Annotated in this window: 18 protein-coding genes and 1 tRNA gene; 11 read left to right on the top strand and 8 right to left on the bottom strand. The window is 63.0% G+C overall.

Annotated features, from left to right (window positions below; all coding sequences use genetic code 11):
• Positions 1-171 precede the first annotated feature (171 nt).
• Positions 172-1,386, bottom strand: a complete 1,215-nt coding sequence (gene glp / locus A9513_RS12920; RefSeq protein WP_065327410.1) for a gephyrin-like molybdotransferase Glp — start codon at positions 1,384-1,386, stop codon at positions 172-174.
• Positions 1,383-1,922: a molybdenum cofactor biosynthesis protein B gene (gene moaB / locus A9513_RS12915; RefSeq protein ID WP_024767350.1), complete on the bottom strand. Its 540-nt coding sequence runs from the start codon at positions 1,920-1,922 to the stop codon at positions 1,383-1,385. Before moaB ends, glp begins: the two co-directional genes overlap by 4 nt.
• Positions 1,923-1,992: 70 nt before the next feature.
• Here moaB and mobA point away from each other — a divergent pair, with 70 nt between their 5' ends.
• The 3 genes from mobA to A9513_RS12900 all read left to right on the top strand — a co-directional run bounded on the left by mobA (position 1,993) and on the right by A9513_RS12900 (position 3,104).
• Positions 1,993-2,580 carry a molybdenum cofactor guanylyltransferase MobA gene (gene mobA / locus A9513_RS12910; protein WP_065327409.1) on the top strand — a complete coding sequence of 196 codons (588 nt, stop codon included), beginning with the start codon at positions 1,993-1,995 and terminating at the stop codon, positions 2,578-2,580.
• 91 nt (positions 2,581-2,671) lie between these two features.
• Positions 2,672-2,893, top strand: coding sequence for a YgdI/YgdR family lipoprotein (locus A9513_RS12905; protein ID WP_017519306.1), 222 nt, complete (start codon positions 2,672-2,674; stop codon positions 2,891-2,893).
• A 134-nt stretch (positions 2,894-3,027) separates the two neighbouring features.
• A tRNA-Pro gene (locus A9513_RS12900) sits at positions 3,028-3,104 on the top strand.
• A 114-nt stretch (positions 3,105-3,218) separates the two neighbouring features.
• On the opposite strand, the gene A9513_RS12895 is transcribed toward A9513_RS12900, so the two are convergent.
• The 3 genes from A9513_RS12895 to A9513_RS12885 are packed head-to-tail and all read right to left on the bottom strand — an operon-like array spanning position 3,219 to position 4,972.
• Positions 3,219-4,094, bottom strand: a complete 876-nt coding sequence (locus A9513_RS12895; protein ID WP_065327408.1) for an NAD(P)-dependent oxidoreductase — start codon at positions 4,092-4,094, stop codon at positions 3,219-3,221.
• Positions 4,095-4,146: 52 nt separating this feature from the next.
• The gene (locus A9513_RS12890; RefSeq protein ID WP_024765067.1) at positions 4,147-4,386 is read right to left on the bottom strand and encodes a glutaredoxin family protein; all 240 of its coding nucleotides are present in this window, start codon (positions 4,384-4,386) and stop codon (positions 4,147-4,149) included.
• Positions 4,387-4,414: 28 nt separating this feature from the next.
• On the bottom strand, positions 4,415-4,972 hold the full coding sequence (locus A9513_RS12885) for a TetR/AcrR family transcriptional regulator (RefSeq protein ID WP_024765068.1): 558 nt from the start codon (positions 4,970-4,972) through the stop codon (positions 4,415-4,417).
• 177 nt (positions 4,973-5,149) lie between these two features.
• Between A9513_RS12885 and A9513_RS12880 the strand changes: the two genes are divergently transcribed.
• The 3 genes from A9513_RS12880 (at position 5,150) to A9513_RS12870 (ending at position 8,120) form a co-directional block, all read left to right on the top strand.
• Positions 5,150-5,746 (top strand): glutathione S-transferase family protein, encoded by a 597-nt coding sequence (locus tag A9513_RS12880; RefSeq protein WP_065327407.1) that lies wholly within the window; start codon positions 5,150-5,152, stop codon positions 5,744-5,746.
• A 60-nt stretch (positions 5,747-5,806) separates the two neighbouring features.
• Complete coding sequence (locus A9513_RS12875) at positions 5,807-6,673, top strand: MBL fold metallo-hydrolase (protein WP_083196105.1); 867 nt, start codon at positions 5,807-5,809, stop codon at positions 6,671-6,673.
• Between the two features lie 175 nt (positions 6,674-6,848).
• Positions 6,849-8,120, top strand: coding sequence for an OprD family porin (locus tag A9513_RS12870; RefSeq protein WP_024765071.1), 1,272 nt, complete (start codon positions 6,849-6,851; stop codon positions 8,118-8,120).
• Positions 8,121-8,185: 65 nt separating this feature from the next.
• Here A9513_RS12870 and A9513_RS12865 read toward each other — a convergent pair whose 3' ends face one another.
• A complete protein-coding gene (locus A9513_RS12865) occupies positions 8,186-9,394 on the bottom strand; it encodes an ammonium transporter (RefSeq protein ID WP_024765072.1) in 1,209 nt (402 codons plus the stop codon).
• A gap of 404 nt (positions 9,395-9,798) precedes the next feature.
• Here A9513_RS12865 and A9513_RS12860 point away from each other — a divergent pair, with 404 nt between their 5' ends.
• The 5 genes from A9513_RS12860 to A9513_RS12840 all read left to right on the top strand — a co-directional run bounded on the left by A9513_RS12860 (position 9,799) and on the right by A9513_RS12840 (position 13,503).
• Positions 9,799-10,116 (top strand): YqjD family protein, encoded by a 318-nt coding sequence (locus tag A9513_RS12860; RefSeq protein WP_024765073.1) that lies wholly within the window; start codon positions 9,799-9,801, stop codon positions 10,114-10,116.
• A gap of 15 nt (positions 10,117-10,131) precedes the next feature.
• Positions 10,132-10,512, top strand: coding sequence for a phage holin family protein (locus A9513_RS12855; protein WP_024765074.1), 381 nt, complete (start codon positions 10,132-10,134; stop codon positions 10,510-10,512).
• Positions 10,509-10,853 carry a hypothetical protein gene (locus A9513_RS12850; RefSeq protein WP_065327406.1) on the top strand — a complete coding sequence of 115 codons (345 nt, stop codon included), beginning with the start codon at positions 10,509-10,511 and terminating at the stop codon, positions 10,851-10,853. The genes A9513_RS12855 and A9513_RS12850 overlap by 4 nt, the downstream gene beginning before the upstream one ends.
• Positions 10,854-10,935: 82 nt before the next feature.
• The gene (locus A9513_RS12845; protein WP_065327405.1) at positions 10,936-12,102 is read left to right on the top strand and encodes an EAL domain-containing protein; all 1,167 of its coding nucleotides are present in this window, start codon (positions 10,936-10,938) and stop codon (positions 12,100-12,102) included.
• Between the two features lie 69 nt (positions 12,103-12,171).
• On the top strand, positions 12,172-13,503 hold the full coding sequence (locus tag A9513_RS12840) for a deoxyguanosinetriphosphate triphosphohydrolase (RefSeq protein WP_065327404.1): 1,332 nt from the start codon (positions 12,172-12,174) through the stop codon (positions 13,501-13,503).
• 14 nt (positions 13,504-13,517) lie between these two features.
• Here the strand turns inward: A9513_RS12840 and A9513_RS12835 are convergent, their stop codons facing one another.
• Together A9513_RS12835 and A9513_RS12830 are read right to left on the bottom strand one after the other, a co-directional pair.
• A complete protein-coding gene (locus tag A9513_RS12835) occupies positions 13,518-17,078 on the bottom strand; it encodes a transporter substrate-binding domain-containing protein (RefSeq protein ID WP_255302849.1) in 3,561 nt (1,186 codons plus the stop codon).
• 92 nt (positions 17,079-17,170) lie between these two features.
• Positions 17,171-17,797 carry a response regulator transcription factor gene (locus tag A9513_RS12830; RefSeq protein WP_024765082.1) on the bottom strand — a complete coding sequence of 209 codons (627 nt, stop codon included), beginning with the start codon at positions 17,795-17,797 and terminating at the stop codon, positions 17,171-17,173.
• Positions 17,798-17,996: the final 199 nt, after the last annotated feature.

Here is a 17,996-nt window from a genome sequence, read left to right as displayed (position 1 = left end):
ATGCCCGATTGAGGTCATGACAGAGGTAGTGGCGTTGCAGCATGATGCACCTGCTTCAATCCAGTAACCGTGTTGCACTCAGCTTCTGCAACCGCCCAAATTTAAAAATCAAAAACTTACAAAAACAAAGCACCGGTCTGAGACCGGCGTTGTTCATGGTGCTCCCAGCACTCAGTCCAGCAACTCACTGAAGGGAATGAAGTTCAGCCAATCGCCTTCGGCCAACGTCGTGCCCTCGCGCACTTCCGCCAGCCCTTCGGCCCAGGCTGCGCTAAGCAGCACGCCGGAGCTCTGATTGGCGTAGGGCACTGCACGGCCATTTTCCAAACGCGCGCGCAAGTACTCACGACGGTTGCCCGGCTTGGTGCGGTTGAAGCCGGCCGGGACCTGCAGGCGCAGCGGCTCGACCTTCTGCATGCCGAGGCGGCGCATCAGGTAGGGCCGCGCCAGCAGGGCGAAAGTCACCAGGGTGGATGCGGGGTTACCCGGCAGCCCGATCACCGGCACGCCCTGGTAGTGGCCGACGGTCAGCGGCTTGCCCGGCTTGATCGCCAGCTTCCACAGCGCCAGATCACCAGCTTCGCGCAGGGCCGCTCCGAGGAAGTCCGCCTCGCCGACGGACACACCACCGGTGGAGAGGATCAGGTCGACGTTCGACAGCCCCGCCAGTGCGGCGCGGGTGCGCTCCAGATCGTCCGGAAGGATGCCAGCGTCCACTACCTCGCAACCCAAGCGCAGCAGCCAGGTGCGCAGCAGGTGACGGTTGCTGTTGTAGATCTGCCCGAGCGCCAGCGGCGTGCCCGGCTCGACCAGTTCGTCGCCGGTGGACAGCAGCGCCACGCGCGGGCGGCAACGTACTTTCAATTCAGCGTGGCCGAGGGACGCGGCCAGGCCGATCTCGATGGGGCCGATGCGCGTGCCGTTGGGCAGCACGCAGTCTCCCTTGCGGGTTTCCTGGCCCTGCGGGCGAATGTGCTGGCCGGCTTCCATCGCTTCGAGGAAGCGCACACGGCCATCCTCCAGCACCTCGGCGTTTTCCTGCATTTCCACGCAGTCGGCGCCTTGCGGCACAGGCGCGCCGGTGAAGATGCGCACACAGGTGCCCGGTTGCAGCGGTTCACCGGCCTGGCCGGCGAAGATCTTCTGGCTTACCGGCAGCGCTTCGCCCCGCCAGTCGGCCAGGCGCAGCGCGTAGCCGTCCATGGCGCTGTTCGGCCAGGGCGGCAGGTCCAGGCCGGCCAGCAACGGCTCGGCCAGCACGCGGCCATCGGTGTCGGCCAACGGCAAGGTTTCGCACTCGGAGACCGGAGACTGTTCGGCCAGCGCCAACAAGCGCGCCAGGGCCTCCTCGACCGGCAGCAGGCCGGGCTTGTCGCAGCAGCTCATCCGCGGCTCTCGCAGGGCGCCGCCTTCTTCAGGTGCGGCACGAAGTTGCAGGGACGATGACTGGCGTCCAGCTGTTCGCCGAGGATGCCGTCCCAGGCAGTGCGGCAGGCGTTGGTGGAACCCGGCAGGCAGCAGACCAGGGTGCCGTTGGACAGCCCCGCCAGCGCGCGGGACTGCACGGTGGAGGTGCCGATGTCGGCCACGGAAATCTGCCGGAACAGCTCGCCGAAGCCGTCCACTACCTTGTCCAGCAGGCAAGTCACGGCTTCCGGGGTGCTGTCGCGGCCGGTGAAGCCGGTGCCACCGGTGATCAGCACGACCTGGACCTCGTCCTCGGCGATCCAGGTCGCGACCTGGGCGCGGATGCGATAGAGGTCATCCTTGAGCAGGACGCGAGCGGCGAGGTTGTGGCCGGCGGCCTTAAGGCGGTCGACGAAGAGCTGGCCGGAGGTGTCGGTTTCCAGGGTACGGGTGTCGCTGACGGTAAGAACGGCGATGTTCAGCGGGACGAATGGCTGCTCGGCCTTGTGGCTCATGATGAGGGCCCTTGCTTGTGAGGTTGGAATGCGCGGTGTTATATCACAGGCCCGCCCCGGAGACCCTGACATGCCAAAAGCCCCGCTACCCCGCTGTTCCGTCCTGATTCTCGCCGGAGGACGCGGCCAGCGCATGGGTGGCCAGGACAAGGGCCTGCTGGACTGGCAGGGCAAGCCGCTGGTGAGCTACGCCGCCGCCCTCGCCCGCCCGTACAGCGACGACCTGATCATTTCCTGCAACCGCAACGCGAACGTCTACGCGGGCTACGCCGACCGCCTGGTACAGGACGACAGCCCGGACTTCCCCGGCCCGCTGGCCGGCATTCGCGCGGGTCTCGCCGCTGCACGCCACTCACACCTGCTGGTGCTGCCCTGCGACGCGCCGCTGCTGGACACCGAACTGCTGGAGCGCCTGCTGCTCGCATCGGCTGAAGCGCCGGACGTCGTGCACATGCTGCGCTGCGGCACGCAGTGGGAGCCGCTGTTCAGCATCATTCCGGTGGCGATGCGCGAACCGATAGAACAGGCCTGGCACCAGGGCGACCGCAGCCCGCGCCTTGTGTTCTCGAACCTGGGGCTGCAGGCAGTGGATTGCCCGGCGAACGACCCGCGCCTGGCCAATCTCAACACGCCAGAGCTGCTCTATCACGCACGATAGCGCCGTATTCGAAAATTTTCCGGGAACTATGCCAAGAAGCACCCTGTCAGACTTTTCGTACCTTTATGTTCGCTCATCAGGAGATTCACTAATGAACAAACGGATGCTTCCCGCCTTCCTGCTCGCCCTGGGCTTCGGAGTGCTCGCTGGTTGCTCCACTCCGTCGGTCATCACCCTGAACGATGGTCGCGAGATTCAGTCGGTCGACAAACCCAAGTACGACGAAGAATCCGGCTTCTATGAGTTCGAACAGCTGGATGGCAAAACCGCCCGCGTGAACAAGGATCAGGTACGGACCGTCAAGGACCTCTGATTCTCCCGGCGGTGAAAACGCCCCGCAGCCCCTGACCGGTCTGCGGGGCGCTCGCGTTTTACCGGGGGGCGAAAAATATTTTTCGCTAACCCCTTGTGCGTCAAAAGTTTTTCGGTAGAATGCGCGCCATCAAACGGAGCGTAGCGCAGCTTGGTAGCGCGTCTCGTTCGGGACGAGAAGGTCGCTGGTTCGAATCCAGTCGCTCCGACCAAATCCCGAAAAACCCGCCTAACGGCGGGTTTTTTATTGCCTGCGATTTTTCATGCAGACCAATCATCAGGCACAAAAAAGCCCGTCCAGCCGGACGGGCTTTTTCATGGACGAATCAGAGCTGCCCGGACTTGCGCAGCGCCACCTGCGATAGCGCGCTCCAGTCCAGATCGCCATCGCCGTGGGCAATGGCTTCGAGCAGGTTGTCACGCAGGACGCTGGCGAACGGCAGCGGCACGCGCTGCTCCTGCCCGGCCGACAACGCCAGCCCCACGTCCTTGAGGCCCAGCACCAGGCGGAACGCCGCCGGATCGAAGCGCTGCTCGGCGATCAGGGCGCCATAGTTGCGATACACCGGCGCGTTGAACAGGGTGTTGCCCATGATCTCCATGAACTCGCCCGGCGCCACCCCGTAGGTTTTCACCAGCGCAGTGCTCTCCCCCATCGCCTCGATGGCGCTGGCAATCATGAAATTGCCGGCGATTTTCACCGCAACGGCGCGCAAAGGATCGTCGCCCAGCGGCCAGGTCTTCTGTCCCAGCACATCAAGGACCGGCTGCGCCTTGGCGATAGCCGTCTCGGGTCCGGCGACCAGGATGTTCAGCTTGCCGGCGGCGGCAACGTCGGTGCGACCAAACACCGGCGCAGCAACGAACTCGACGCCCTGTTCGCGGTGCAACTCCACCAGCTCGGTGACGAGGGCGGTGGACAGCGTGGCCATGCTCAGGTGCACCAGCCCTGCCTTGGCCGAGGCCAGGGCGCCGCTGTCCAGCAGCACGGTGCGGGTGGAGTTGTCGTCGGCCAGCATGGAAATCACCAGCTCGACGTCGAAAGCCTGCACAGGCGTGGTGGCGGCAACGGCACCCAGCGCCACCAGGGGCTCGGCAGCCGCTGGCGAACGGTTCCAGACGACAACCTGGTGGCCGGCCTTGATGAGGTTTGCAGCCATGGCAGCACCCATGCCGCCCAATCCGAGAAATCCGATCTTCATTGCAATGCGCCTCGCATCAGTTGATTGAGGAGAGGAAAAGCCGCCAAAGGCATCAGCGGCGGAGGAAAATGGCGACCTGCTCGGCGTCGAAGGGCCAGTTCAGCTCGGCGCCGGAGTCGCAGCGGCGCAACACGGGAATGCTCAAGCCATATTGCTCGACCCATTCCTCGCGATCGGCGATGTCCACCAACTCGACCAACAGTCCGTGTTCGACAAAGGGCATCAGCACGGCTTCGGCCACTTCGCAGAGATGGCAGCCAAGGGTGCCGAAGAGTTGGCATTCCGGGGGCATGTGAGGCTCCAGGGGTGGCGGCATAGGTTCAGACTCCGGCGTGCTTGAGCAAGGTGTCGGCCATGGCGCGGGCTTCTCGCCCTTGCTGCGCCGGGCCCTGCATATGCGCCATCACCAGCACGCCCTCGAGCAGGTATTGCAGCTGGCGGGCCAGAGCCTCCGGCTCCGCAGCACCAAGGCGCATCAGCTGGGCGGCGAAGAAGCGGCCGAGAAAGGCCTTGTGTTCAGCGGCCTGCTGGTGGATGGGGTGTTCGCGGTTGTGGAATTCGCCCGCGGCGTGGATGAAGGCGCAGCCGCAGAAGTCCGGGCTGTCGAGCACCTCCTGCAGGCCGTCGAAGATCGCCAGGATCGACTCGCGCGGCGCGAGGATGCGTCCGGCCACCTCCATGCGCTCGACCATGCGGGCGTGGCGCTCTTCCAGCGCCGCCATGATCAGCTCGTCCTTGGACTTGAAGTGCTTGTACAGCGTCATCTTCGCCACGCCCGACTCGGCAAGGATGCGGTCGATGCCGGTAGCGTGGTAGCCCTCGCGGTAGAACAGGTCCTGAGCGGTGGTGAGCAGCAGCTCGCGTTTGCTGGATGCCATGGCATTACCTCCTGGCCGGACATTATGCGCGAGGCTCGGCGCCCATGGGGAGCCGGAGCGTTGCAGGGAGGACCGCGCAAGTGCCGGTGGATGGACGGTCATTTCGCTTGAACTATACAGACCTGTCTGTCTAATATCTATTCCGCCGTCCCCACAACAATGCACAGGGCTCTCGCCATGAAACTCCACGACGTCGCACTTTCCGGTAACTGCTACAAGGTTCGTCTGTTCCTCGGGCTCATCGGCCACAAGGTTGAACTGGTGCAGGTGGACCTGCAGGGCGGCGCGCACAAGCGCCCGGCCTTCCTGGCAATCAATCCGCGCGGCCAGGTGCCCGCGCTGGAAGACGGCGAACTGCGCCTGGGCGACTCCCACGCCATCCTGGCCTACCTCGCACGGCAGTACGGCGAGCCGCACTGGCATCCCCAGGACGCCATGACCCAGGGGCGAATCGCCAACTGGCTGAGCTTCTCGGCCAACGAGGTGCAGCACGGCCTGGCCCAGGCACGGGTGATCCAGCTGTTCAAGCGCCCCGGCGACCTGGCCACGGCGCAGGCAAAGGGCCGCCATGCACTGGAACTGCTGGACGCGACGCTGGCCGACCACCGCTGGCTGGCGCAGACGGAAAGGCCCAGCATCGCCGACATTGCCGTCTACCCCTACGTCGCCCTGGCGCCGGAAGGCGGGCTCGAGCCATCCGGCTATCCCTATGTGCAGGATTGGCTGGCCCGCGTGCGCGCCCTGCCCGGCTACGTGGCACAACCCGCCCTCTGAATCTGCGCGCCGCCGCGAACCTGGCGGCGCCCTTCTCCGCTCCACGAAAAGGAAATCTCGATGCGTCTGCCATCCCTACTGCTGGCCGGGCTGTTCGCCCTCGCCTGCCTGAACAGCCAGGCCGCCGACCTGCGCTTCTCGCTGATCCGCACCTCCGGCGTAACCACCCTCGATGCATTCACTGTGGCCGGCGGCAACTGGACGCAGAAGGTCCCGCTCAACCACACCGCGGTATTGATCCAGCATCACGCCGCGACCTTGCTGTTCGATACCGGACTGGGCAGCCAGGCGGACGCGCAGTTCAAGCAGGACATGCCCTGGTGGGACAAGCCGCTGTTCCAGTACCACGGGCTGAAGCCGGTGCGCGAACAGTTGCAGGGCAGCGGCATCCGCATCGACCGGATCATTCTCTCCCATGCTCACTGGGACCATGCCTCCGGCCTGTCCGACTTCCCGGACGTGCCGGTCTGGGCGACCTACGAGGAAATCAACTACGCCCACATCGCCCAGCCTCCGGCGGTATTCCCCAGCCAGTTCCGCCATCCACTGAAATGGGTACCGTTCCAGTTCGAATCCGGCCCCTTCCTGAGCTATGACCGCAGCCTCGACCTGTTCGGCGACGGCAGCCTGGTGCTGGTGCCGATGCACGGCCATACCCCCGGCGCGGTCGGCCTGTTCATCACCCTCGACGACGGTCGGCGCTTCTTCTTCAGCGGCGATACCACCTGGCGCCTGTCCGGTTTCACCGGTCCCCGCGAGAAGTTCTGGGTCAGCCGCAAACTGGTGGACAGCGACCGCGAGCGGACCCTGGCCGAAGTGGCCCGCGTACACGAATTGATGCGTGCGTATCCAAAGTTGACCGTCGTGCCTGCCCACGATGCCCAGGTGCAGGACAAACTCGGCTACTACCCCCATTGGATCGACTGAAAGCTACGCCAGCTGTCCCTCGGCGCTTCAATAGCCAGCTCACTAATCAGCGACTAAGGTCTAAGGGTCGTCAACATTCGGTAATGATTTAGTAGGTAGGCTGTAACAGATCGACATGCCGGCCCGATCCACCGGCATCACCGAACTGCCCCAAGCGCTCGAGGAGACAATAACAATGAGCAAGACCCCGATCGCCCGTGCCGTGGCTTTGTCCACGCTGGGTACCAGCTTTATCCTTCCGACACTCGCCCACGCTGACTTCATCAAGGACAGCAAGGCCACCGTCGAACTGCGCAACTTCTACTTCAACCGCGACTTCCGCCAGGACAGCCCGGCCCCTGCCCAGAACAAGGCCGAGGAGTGGGCCCAGGGCTTCATCCTCAAGTACGAGTCCGGCTACACCGACGGCACCATCGGCGTTGGCGTCGATGCCCTGGGCACCCTGGGCCTGAAACTCGACTCCTCGCCTGACCGCAGCGGCACCGGCCTGCTGCAACGCTCCTCCAGCGACAAGCGCGCAGAGGACAGCTATGGCGACCTGGGCGTTACCGCCAAGCTGCGCGCGTCCAAGACCACGCTCAAGGGCGGCACCCTGATGCCGAAGATGCCGGTGGTGCAGTTCAACGACACCCGCCTGCTGCCGCAGACCTTCAGCGGCTTCGCCCTGAACTCCGCCGAACTGGACGGCCTGACCGTCGACGGCGGCCGCCTCTACCAGGTCAACCAGCGCGACTCCTCGGACTACGAGGACATGACCATCACCGGCGGCGGCAAGCGCAACATCAAGCTCGGCGATAGCCTGACGTCCAACAAGTTCCTGTTCGGCGGCCTCACCTACAAGTGGACCGACAGTCTGAGCACCAGCTACCACTACGGCGGCCTGGAAGACATCTACAAGCAGCACTACCTGGGCCTGATCCACGTATTGCCGATCGCCGACAAGCAGTCGCTGAAGTCCGACATCCGCTGGGCCAAGTCCAATGACGACGGCGGCAGCAACATCGACAACAAGGCGCTCAACGCCATGTTCACCTATGCCCTGGGCTACCACGCCTTCGGCCTGGGCTACCAGAAGATGAGCGGCGACACCGGCTTCGCCTACATCAACGGTACCGACCCCTACCTGGTGAACTACATCCAGATCGGCGACTTCGCCAACAAGGACGAGAAATCCTGGCAGGCGCGCTACGACTACAACTTCGCCGGCCTCGGGATCCCCGGTCTGACCTTCATGACCCGCTATGTGAAGGGCGACAACATCGACCTGATCACCACCGACGGCGAAGGCAAGGAATGGGAACGCGACACCGACATCGCCTACGTCTTCCAGGACGGCCCGCTGAAGAATCTGGGCGTGAAGTGGCGTAACGCGACCATGCGCACCAACTACACCAACGATTATGACGAGAACCGTCTGATCGTCAGCTACACCATGCCGCTCTGGTAACCCTCACGGCATGACGAAAAAGCCCGGCGGATGCCGGGCTTTTTCTTTGTCTCGTCATGGACCGATCAGTCCTGGCTGAGCGCCCCGATCTTGTGGATCGACAGGTCGGCGCCGTAGTACTCCTCTTCCTTCGTCAGACGAATTCCCACTGCCGACTTCACCAGGCCGTACACCAGCAGACCACCGGCGAAGGCCACGACGACTCCCAGCAATGTCCCGATCGCCTGGCTGGCAAGACTCACACCGCCCAAGCCGCCAAGCGCCTGATGCCCGAAGATCCCGCAGGCGATCCCGCCCCAGGCGCCGCACAGGCCATGCAGCGGCCAGACACCGAGTACGTCGTCGATCTTCCAGCGCACCTGGGTCGCGGTGAACGCCCAGACGAACAGCGCGCCGGCCACCATGCCGGTGGCCAAGGCACCGATGGGGTGCATCAGGTCGGAACCGGCACAGACGGCGACCAGCCCGGCCAGCGGGCCGTTGTGCAGGAAGCCCGGATCGTTGCGGCCAACCAGCAGCGACGCCACCGTGCCGCCGACCATCGCCAGCAGTGAGTTCACCGCCACCAGGCCGCTGGCGCCAGCCAGCGACTGAGCGCTCATCACGTTGAAGCCGAACCAGCCAACGATGAGAATCCAGGAGCCCGCCGCCAGGAATGGAATGTTCGACGGCGCGAAGGCCACCAGGCGCCCTTCGCGATAACGGCCATTGCGCTGCCCCAGCAGGACCACCGCCGCCAGCGCTAGCCAGCCGCCAAAGGCGTGCACCACCACGGAACCGGCGAAATCATGGAAAGCCGCGCCGAACTCGGCCTTGAGCCAGTCCTGAAAACCGAAGTTGCCGTTCCAGATCAGCCCTTCGAAGAAGGGATAGACAAAAGCCACGATCAGCGCGGTCGCCATCAGTTGCGGGCCGAACTTTGCCCGCTCGGCGATGCCGCCCGAGATGATCGCGGGAATCGCTGCGGCGAAGGTCAGCAGGAAGAAGAACTTCACCAGCGCGTAGCCGTTTTCGTTCGTCAGTTGCGCCGCCGGCTGCAGAAAAGTCACGCCATAGGCGATCCAGTAGCCGACGAAGAAATAGGCCAGGGCCGAGATAGCGAAGTCCGAGAGAATTTTCGACAACGCATTGACCTGGTTCTTCAGGCGCACCGTGCCAACTTCCAGGAAAGCGAAGCCCGCGTGCATGGCCAGCACCATGACCGCGCCCATCAGGAGGAACAGCGTGTTGGAGCCGTGGACCAGCGTCTCTACGGCACTATTGAGGTTTTCCATCGCTACAGGCAGCCCCGGAGGTCAAGGGGAAAGCACCAAAACGGCTCGCGGCGACCCTGCGCCGCACCACGCTGAAGCAGTGATGCACCGCAGAAGAGCCGAGCGCTGACCCAGACTGGCCCACAGGCCAACCGACCAGCTTCGCAATTTCCTGTACTTCCTTATGTTTTTCAATGATTTGAGCTTATTTTCCGCGCCGGTCAAGACACCGGAAACGCCCCGCCGTGGGGCGCTCTGCTCTCCATGCGCACCAGAGAAATGCAAGCGTCATACCACCAGTCAGGTCATCAACAGCTAGGCTTCATCTCGCACGCAAGAGCGGCCCCGTGGTGAATTTATGAGAAACTTTCCTCCGCCCCCGGGGCTCGAAAACTAGGAACCTCAACCCGCACAAGGAGCATCACATGCCTCGCAAGACCGCAGTGAACGCCGCCAAGGATGAACTCCTGGCCGAGTTCCAAGCCCTCGTCAGCGACACCGAGAAACTCCTGCAGAGCTCCGCCGACCTGGCCGGCGCCGAAGCCGACCAGATGCGCACGCAGATCCACGAGAGCCTCAAGCGTGCCCGCGATGCCATCTACTCCACCAAGGACTCCGTGCGCGACCAGGGCAAGGCCGCCGTGGACGCAACCGAGGACTACGTCGGTGACCACCCCTGGCAGGCCGTGGGTATCGCCGCCGGTGTCGGCTTCCTCCTCGGCTTGCTGGTCAGCCGGCGCTGACCGATGAGCGACGGAATGGACGCCGGGCCGAAGTCCTCGGCCAACTCTCCTTCCCTGCGGCGCTTCGGCGCCGCAGCCCTTGGCCTGCTGCACGGTCACATCGAGCTGTTGGGCATCGAGCTGCAGGAACAGAAGACCCGTACCGTGCAGATGCTCCTGATGGCCGGCCTCGCACTGGTCTTCGCCTTGCTCCTGCTGGTTGCGCTGTCGGTGCTGGTGTTGATTGTCTTCTGGGACAGCTACCGCCTGCAGGCCGCCATCGGCCTGTGCCTCTTCTATGTCGGCGGTAGCCTGCTCTGCGCGTGGCGTCTGCACCTGTTGGTCACCGATGAAGGCTCGCCCTTCAGTGCCACCCTCGATGAACTGGCCCGCGACCGGGAGCGCCTGTTGCCATGAGTGAAATGCCGGACGCCCGCAACCTGAGCCGGGCCGAGCTGCGCAAGGCCATCGTCCGCCTGCGCCTGGAAATGCAACGCCAGCAGCTTCGCCAGGAAAGTGAATTGCTGCTGCAACCCCTGAAACAGGCTCGCCATGTCGGCCAGAGCTTGCGTGGTGGACTGGCCGGCAATATCCCGCTGTGGGGCGCCGGCGGCGCCGCAGCCCTGGCACTCCTGTTCGGACGCAAGCGTCGCTGGATACGGCTGCTGCGGCTAGGGATCGCCCTGGCGCCAGTCATCCTGCAGATGCGCAGGAAGCCCGACCATCAGGACCCTCCCGCGCCCTCGACGCACCTCTGACGTCCATACTGGCCACATTCTTGCAAAGTGACATGGAGCAGCGCTCCGGCGCTTTCCTGTCACGCCACTAAGGATGTGTCCCTTGATCGACGGGCAACCCATCGCCTGCTTCCAGCCATTCATCGACACCGCGACCGGCCTGATCGCCGGTGTCGAGGCGCTGGGGCGTTTGCGCCAGGACAACGGTGACCTGCAATCGGTCGGCCCGCTGTTCTTCAACCCGCGAGTCGGCCTCGCCGAACTGCGCCGCCTCGACCGGCAAATCCGCGATGCCGCCCTCGCCCGCATCCATGAGGCGCCCAAGGACTGGTTCCTCAGCCTGAACATTTCGCCGCGCTGGATCAGCCGCCTACGCCCGAACCAGCCACTGCCCAGCCTCAAGCAACTGCAACAGCAAGGCGTGCCGCCCGAACGGGTGGTCTTCGAGATCACCGAGTTGGGCGGTGCCCACCAGCGTCTGCCCGAAGTGGTGGCGCGCTATCGAGACGCAGGTGCGCGTATCGCCATCGACGACTTCGGTGCCGGTTACTCGCAGTTGGATCGCGTGCTGGCGCTGCAACCGGACATCCTCAAGCTGGACATGCGCCTGTTCCAGGAGGCAGCACGCGGCGGCCCCAGCGGCGAAGTAGTGAAAGCCCTGGCGCAGATGGCCGAGAAGACCGGCTGCTGGATCATCGCCGAGGGCGTGGAAACCGAAGAGGAGATGGACTTCGCCCTGGAGTGCGGTGCGCGCTATGTGCAGGGCTACCTGTTCGCCAAGCCTGCGTTGGAGTTTCCCGCCAGCGACGCCTTCCGGGCCGCCTTTGCCCAGCGCCGCGACCATTACGTGAATCGCAAACTGCGGGAGCGCGCCAACCTCATCCAGTTGCGGCAACAACTCTCCGAGCTGATGAACATGCTGCGCCCCTGGGCCGAAGGCGGCGCCATGCTCAGCAGCCTGCCACCAGCGCCGGAGTCCTTCAGCCGCCTGCTGCGCATCTACCAGTGCGATCGCCACGGCACCCAGACCTCGCCAAACCTGGAGTGGAACGGCCTGTTCTGGAAGGAAAACCGCCGCTACCTGGGGCACAACTGGTCCTGGCGTCCGTACTTCTACCAACTGCTCGCCGAAGGCTGGGAAGAACGCCGCCTGACACTCTCCAACACCTACCGCGACGCCACCACCAACCAATACTGCATGACTGCCGGGCAGTTCATCGACCAGGGCCGACGGCTTCTGCTCATCGACATCGACGCCGAAGGTCTCTAGCGCCACGATTGAGATTGCCGGCACGAACGGCTAGCGTTGCCGGTAACTCTCTCGATTGCGGAAAGAAGAATGGATTGGCACACCCTGCTCCCTCGAGAACGCCTCGGCAAACCGGTGCACAGCAGCGCCGAACTCGGCCGCAGCGCCTTCCACAAGGACCACGACCGCATCATCTTCTCCGGCGCCTTCCGCCGCCTGGGGCGCAAGACTCAGGTGCACCCGGTATCGAGCAACGACCACATCCATACCCGCCTGACCCACTCCCTGGAAGTGGCCTGCGTCGGCCGCTCGCTGGGCATGCGCGTCGGTGAAATCCTCCGCGATCGCCTGCCTGAATGGTGCGACCCGGGGGACATGGGCGTCATAGTGCAGTCCGCATGCCTCGCCCACGACATCGGTAACCCGCCCTTCGGCCATTCCGGCGAGGATGCCATCCGCCACTGGTTCCAGCAGGCCGCCGGGCGCGGCTGGCTGGATGGGATGAGCGAAGAGGAGAGCTCCGACTTCCTGAACTTCGAAGGCAACGCCCAGGGCTTCCGCGTCCTCACGCAACTCGAATACCACCAGTTCGACGGTGGAACTCGCCTGACTTACGCCACCCTCGGCACCTACCTGAAATACCCCTGGACGGCACGCCATGCCGACTCCCTCGGCTACAAGAAGCACAAGTTCGGTTGCTACCGCAGCGAACTACCGTTGCTGGAGCAGATCACCCAAAAGCTCGGCATGCCGCAATTGGAGGACGAACGCTGGGCGCGGCACCCGCTGGTCTATCTGATGGAGGCTGCCGATGACATCTGCTATGGACTGATCGACCTGGAGGACGGCCTGGAAATGGAGTTGCTCGATTACGCGGAAGTCGAATCGCTGCTACTCGACCTGGTGGGGGATGACCTGCCGGAAACCTACCGCCAGCTTGGCTCGAAGGATTCACGCAGGCGCAAGCTAGCCATCCTGCGCGGCAAGGCTATCGAGCACCTGACCAACGCCGCCGCACGAGCCTTCGTCGAACAGGAACCTGCTCTGCTCGCCGGCAGCCTACCAGGCGACCTGGTGGAGCACATGCATGGTCCCGCCAAACACTGCGTGCAGCGAGCCAAGGCCATGGCGCGAGAAAAGATATTCCAGGACAAGCGCAAGACACTGCACGAGATCGGCGCCTACACCACCCTTGAAATCCTGCTGAATTCCTTCTGCGGCGCGGCACTCGAGCAGTACGGCCGGAGTACACCGTCATTCAAGAACCAACGCATCCTTGATCTGCTCGGCAACAATGCACCGGAACCGGACTGGACGCTCTATCGCGCGTTCCTTCGAGTCATCGACTTCATCGCCGGGATGACGGACAGCTACGCCACAGAGATGGCTCGCGAGATGACCGGCCGCTCCAGCCCCAGCTGAAGCGGTCGCGCCGACTAGGCGACGAGTGTCCGCAGTTGCGCCAGCAATTCGTCCTGCAAAAGCGCCATCGCCTGCTCCACCGCCAATGCCCGATTGAGCACCTCCTTGCTGCTCAGGCCATCCTTGCAGCCGCCTTCAAGCTGACCGCACAACTCCTGAAGCGCACCCGCGTTGACCAAGCGAGCGGCACCTTTCATGCGGTGGGCGAGGTCCGCCAGTTGCTTCCAGTCACCCGCTTCCCATAGAGGCCGAACCTGGTCAATATCGAGCCGGTTGCTGCTGTGCAACTCCTCCAGCAGGCGGCGAATCAGACCGGGGTCACCGCCGGTCATCTCCCGCAGGGACTTCAGGTCAACCCCATCGGCTCGCTTGCTCTGGGCGTCTCTTGGTCGGTCATCGGCAGCGGTGATCTTCGGTACTGTTTCCAGCCGTACCCGCAAATTGTCCAGACCAATGGGCTTGAACAGGCAATCGTCCATCCCGGCGCGTCGACAGTTCTCGACCTCGTCCGGTTGGGCATTGGCGGTGAAACCGAAGATCACGCAAGGCTCAGCCTCCATCTCCGCTTCCAGTTCGCGAATTCTGCGCGCCAGGCCATAGCCGTTGAGAACCGGCATGTTGCAGTCGGTAATGACCAAATCAAAATCGCCCGGATGCCATACCTGAAGTGCCAGAGAACCATCGGACGCCACTTCGACCCGGTGCCCCAGGTGCTCCAGTTGCTGGGTCAGTAACATCCTGTTGGCAGCGTGGTCGTCGACCACCAGCACCTTGAGCGAATGCACAGACCTCGGCACATCCGGCGCCGGACGCACATCTCCTTCGGGCAGGCTCTCGAGTGTTTGCAGCAACAGCCGCACGGTGACCGTCGTTCCTACGCCGGGGCGGCTCTCCATACGCACCGTGCCGCCCATCATTTCCGCTAACTTGCGGCAGATGGTCAGGCCCAACCCAGTGCCGCCACGACTTGCGTGGCTGCTGCGGGCAACCTGGCTGAAGGGCTCGAACAACTGCCGCTGATCCTCTTCGGAAATCCCAATACCGCTGTCTTTCACACTGACTTCGAGGGACAGGCGCTCACCAGCGACCCTCTCTCCGGAGACGTGGATTCGCACATGGCCAATATCGGTGAACTTGATGGCATTGCTGACCAAGTTGGAAAGAATCTGCTTGAACCGCAGCGGATCGATGAGCACGTCACAGGCGGCGTCCGCCTCGATCTCCAGCCGCAGTTCCAGTGCCTTCTGTCGGGCCAGCCCGTCGAACACCCGGGCCACGGACTCCACCAGTTCGCGCAGGTGCGCGCGCTCCGGCAGGAGGGTCAGCCGTCCTGACTCGATCTTGGCCACGTCGAGAATGTCACCGATCAACGTCAGCAGCGAGTGCGCAGAGTCATAGGCTACTTCCACCGGTTCGCGTTCCCAGTGGCCTTGATCGGCGCGAGTCAACGCCAGCTCCAGCATCCCGATCACTGCGTTCATGGGAGTGCGGATCTCATGACTCATGGTCGCCAGGAAGGTACTCTTGGCACGGTTGGCTTCCTCGGCCTGCTCCTTGGCCGCCTCCAGTTGGTGATGCAGGCGCTCTCGCTCGGTCACATCGATCCAACCGGTCACCACGCCGGAGAGCTCCCCACCGGGCCCACGGTATGGCGTCGCCCAGTAATGGATTTCACGAACATTGCCGCAAATCTGCAGCATCAGATCGGAGGCCACTTTGCCATCCTGCTCCATAGCCTGCTGATGAATCAGCTGGAGCGTGGCTGCGTCGCGCGCATCCAGCCACGAGCAATCGGCAACTCGGGTGCCGCCAACCGTGTCGTGGGACATGCCGGTCTCGGTCAGGAATCCGATATTGCAGGTGACAAGACGTCCTTCGCGGTCCCGTACGGCCACCGGCTGGGGAATACCATCGATCAGGGCACGCTTGAATGCGAGTCGGTAATTGAGCTCGCGCTCGGAGTCCTGTCGGTGCCGGACCTTCAACCACAAGCGCCAGTTCCACAACAATAGCAGGAGCAGCAACAGTGTTGCGGCCCACGCGAACTGGATGAATTGCGTGCGATAGCCTTGCCAGATGCTGTCCGGCTTTTCCATGCTGGCGGACCAGCGGGTAACGATGTTGCTCATATCCTCGGGGGAAATGGCGAGGATCGCCTTGTTCAGAATACCGAGAAGCTCCGGGTCCGTCTGGGAAACGGCCAGGGAGAACTGGCCCGGCTCCCGGTCGAGGGCAAGTGCCACACGCAGCTCCGGGTAATAGCGAGAGATCAGGTAATTGGCGGAAGACAGCAGATGAATTCCTGCATCGACCTTGCCTTCGCTGATCATCGACAGATCATCGACGTTGTTTTCGACCTCAACCAGTTTGGCCTGAGGATGATGCATACGCATAAAGTCGGCGATGACAGAGCCCTTTGGAACCGCTACTCGACGCCCATCCAGATCACCCAGCGAATGTAGCCAGTCACTCTTTCCGGACACCACGACCACGAAGGAGGCGGTCATGTAAGGACGAGTGAAGCCGAGCCACTCTTCACGCTGAGCCGTCGGTGTCAACGCTGAGATGATGTCTGCTTTGCCCGTTTTCACCTGCTCCAGCATTGCCGTGACGCTGGGCTGAGGACGTACCTCGAAGTCGAGGCCAGTGCGGCTCTGGACGAGGTCCAGTACGTCCGCGGCAATGCCGCGGAACTGCCCCTGAGCATCGAAAAATGAGACGGGAGCCAGAGCCTGATCCACGACGACCACCGGGCGCGGATGAAGATCAAGCCAGCGCTGTTCCCGGGGAGTGAGGATGAGTCGCTGATTGACGATCGAGAATGCCCCGCCAGGACTCCAGCGTCGCTGGATTGCGCTCTTGGTCTGGCGTGGAATGGCAGCCAGGGTATGGTTGAGAATATCCAGCAGCTCATGCCCGGAGGAGATGACGGCGAAGCTGAACCCCAGGCCATCGAAGCCGGCGAAATTCAGCGGCTTGAGGTTCGCCAGGTACCCCTGGCTGATCAGATACTGAGCACTGAAGGCATCCCCGACGTAGAAGTCCGCCTGACCGAAGGCAACGGCCTCCAGGGCCCGACGCACCGACTGGTAGCTCTGGATGGTGGTTCCGGAAAGGTATTTGTCGCGCTCATCCACGGAGAAATAGTCGCTGACCACCGCAATGCGCTTTCCCACCAGTTGCGCAGCACTCTCCAGGCGTACGCCCTCCGGGCCAATAACCACAGGCTGATTGGAAAAATAGGGTTGAGTCAGGGTGACTTCGGGCCGCATTGCCTCGTAACGGGTGGAACGACTGAGCATGTCGATATCGCCCTGTTCCAATGCCTTCAGGGCGGTGGTGCGATTCGCATAACGGCGCACTTCGATGTGGACATTGAGCGCGTCAGCAATGACGCCTGCGAAATCTGCCGTGATGCCTTCGAGATCCGTGCCACTGGCCATGATGTCGAAGGGTGCATAGTCCGGCGCGGTCACACCGAGACGCAGCGTGCGCTTGTCCCTGAGCCATTGCCAGTCTGAATCGTTCAATTTCACCTTGACCGGCTCGTCCGTCGAACGAGCCAGCAGGTTCATTGCGGTCCAATCGTGCTGCTCCGCGACTCCCCATCCACAACAGAGGAATAACAACACACTGACGAGCAAGCGGAAGCGGTACATCACACACCTCAGACCAGCGCGTTCCGCTTGGCAAACTCGATCAGATCGACCAAGGAATGGGCGTTGAGCTTCAGCAGCAGTCGGGTCTTGTAGGTGCTGACCGTCTTGTTGCTGATGAACATCTGTTCGGAGATTTCCTTGTTCGAATACCCGTTGGCCAGGTACTGGAGGACGGCCATCTCACGGTCGGAAAGACGCTGAATGAGTTCCTGGTCATCCATCTGCCCGCTGTTGCGGCGGGTCTGGCGAACGGCAGTACTGGGGAAGTAGTTGTAACCGGCAACCACGGCGTTGACCGCACTGATCAGCTCCGCCAGCCCACCCTGCTTGCAGACGAAGCCCGAAGCTCCGGCCTGCATGCAGCGCATGGCGAACAACGAGGCGCTCTGTCCGGTCAGCACCAGGACCTTGAGCGGAAGCTCGAAAGCGGAGATCCGGCTGATGACCTCCAGGCCATCGAGCCGAGGAATACCGATATCCAGAACGACGAGGTCGGGGATCAGATCCTTGACAAGCGAAAGCGCATCCACGCCGTTGTCAGTCTCCCCGACGATAACGTGGCCTTCCTTTTCCAGCAGAACGCGCATTGCCATACGAATGACCGGATGGTCATCGACAATAAGAACTTTGCTCATCAAGCTTCCTCCCACAGACCCATCGAAATTAATATTTGTCCGTAAGATATATGCCAAGCTTGTTCTGTCGAGATTACCCACCCTCATTATTTATCATTAGAGGGGGCGGTTGCAGAAGCTGAGTGCAACACGGTTACTGGATTGAAGCAGGTGCATCATGCTGCAACGCCACTACCTCTGTCATGACCTCAATCGGGCA

It is taken from the genome of Pseudomonas sp. AU12215 (assembly GCF_001675465.2).
GTDB lineage: Bacteria > Pseudomonadota > Gammaproteobacteria > Pseudomonadales > Pseudomonadaceae > Pseudomonas > Pseudomonas nitroreducens.
This window is presented reverse-complemented; position numbering and strand designations above follow the sequence as displayed.

Coding starts and splice junctions, on each gene's coding strand:
- mobA (WP_065327409.1), top strand. CDS start 1,993: ATGCCAAAAGCCCCGCTACCCCGCTGTTCCGTCCTGATTCTCGCCGGA.
- A9513_RS12880 (WP_065327407.1), top strand. CDS start 5,150: ATGAAACTCCACGACGTCGCACTTTCCGGTAACTGCTACAAGGTTCGT.
- A9513_RS12840 (WP_065327404.1), top strand. CDS start 12,172: ATGGATTGGCACACCCTGCTCCCTCGAGAACGCCTCGGCAAACCGGTG.
- A9513_RS12835 (WP_255302849.1), bottom strand. CDS start 17,078: ATGAACCTGCTGGCTCGTTCGACGGACGAGCCGGTCAAGGTGAAATTG.
- A9513_RS12855 (WP_024765074.1), top strand. CDS start 10,132: ATGGACGCCGGGCCGAAGTCCTCGGCCAACTCTCCTTCCCTGCGGCGC.
- moaB (WP_024767350.1), bottom strand. CDS start 1,922: ATGAGCCACAAGGCCGAGCAGCCATTCGTCCCGCTGAACATCGCCGTT.
- A9513_RS12830 (WP_024765082.1), bottom strand. CDS start 17,797: ATGAGCAAAGTTCTTATTGTCGATGACCATCCGGTCATTCGTATGGCA.
- A9513_RS12905 (WP_017519306.1), top strand. CDS start 2,672: ATGAACAAACGGATGCTTCCCGCCTTCCTGCTCGCCCTGGGCTTCGGA.
- A9513_RS12870 (WP_024765071.1), top strand. CDS start 6,849: ATGAGCAAGACCCCGATCGCCCGTGCCGTGGCTTTGTCCACGCTGGGT.
- A9513_RS12895 (WP_065327408.1), bottom strand. CDS start 4,094: ATGAAGATCGGATTTCTCGGATTGGGCGGCATGGGTGCTGCCATGGCT.
- A9513_RS12885 (WP_024765068.1), bottom strand. CDS start 4,972: ATGGCATCCAGCAAACGCGAGCTGCTGCTCACCACCGCTCAGGACCTG.
- A9513_RS12890 (WP_024765067.1), bottom strand. CDS start 4,386: ATGCCCCCGGAATGCCAACTCTTCGGCACCCTTGGCTGCCATCTCTGC.
- A9513_RS12865 (WP_024765072.1), bottom strand. CDS start 9,394: ATGGAAAACCTCAATAGTGCCGTAGAGACGCTGGTCCACGGCTCCAAC.
- A9513_RS12850 (WP_065327406.1), top strand. CDS start 10,509: ATGAGTGAAATGCCGGACGCCCGCAACCTGAGCCGGGCCGAGCTGCGC.
- A9513_RS12860 (WP_024765073.1), top strand. CDS start 9,799: ATGCCTCGCAAGACCGCAGTGAACGCCGCCAAGGATGAACTCCTGGCC.
- A9513_RS12875 (WP_083196105.1), top strand. CDS start 5,807: ATGCGTCTGCCATCCCTACTGCTGGCCGGGCTGTTCGCCCTCGCCTGC.
- glp (WP_065327410.1), bottom strand. CDS start 1,386: ATGAGCTGCTGCGACAAGCCCGGCCTGCTGCCGGTCGAGGAGGCCCTG.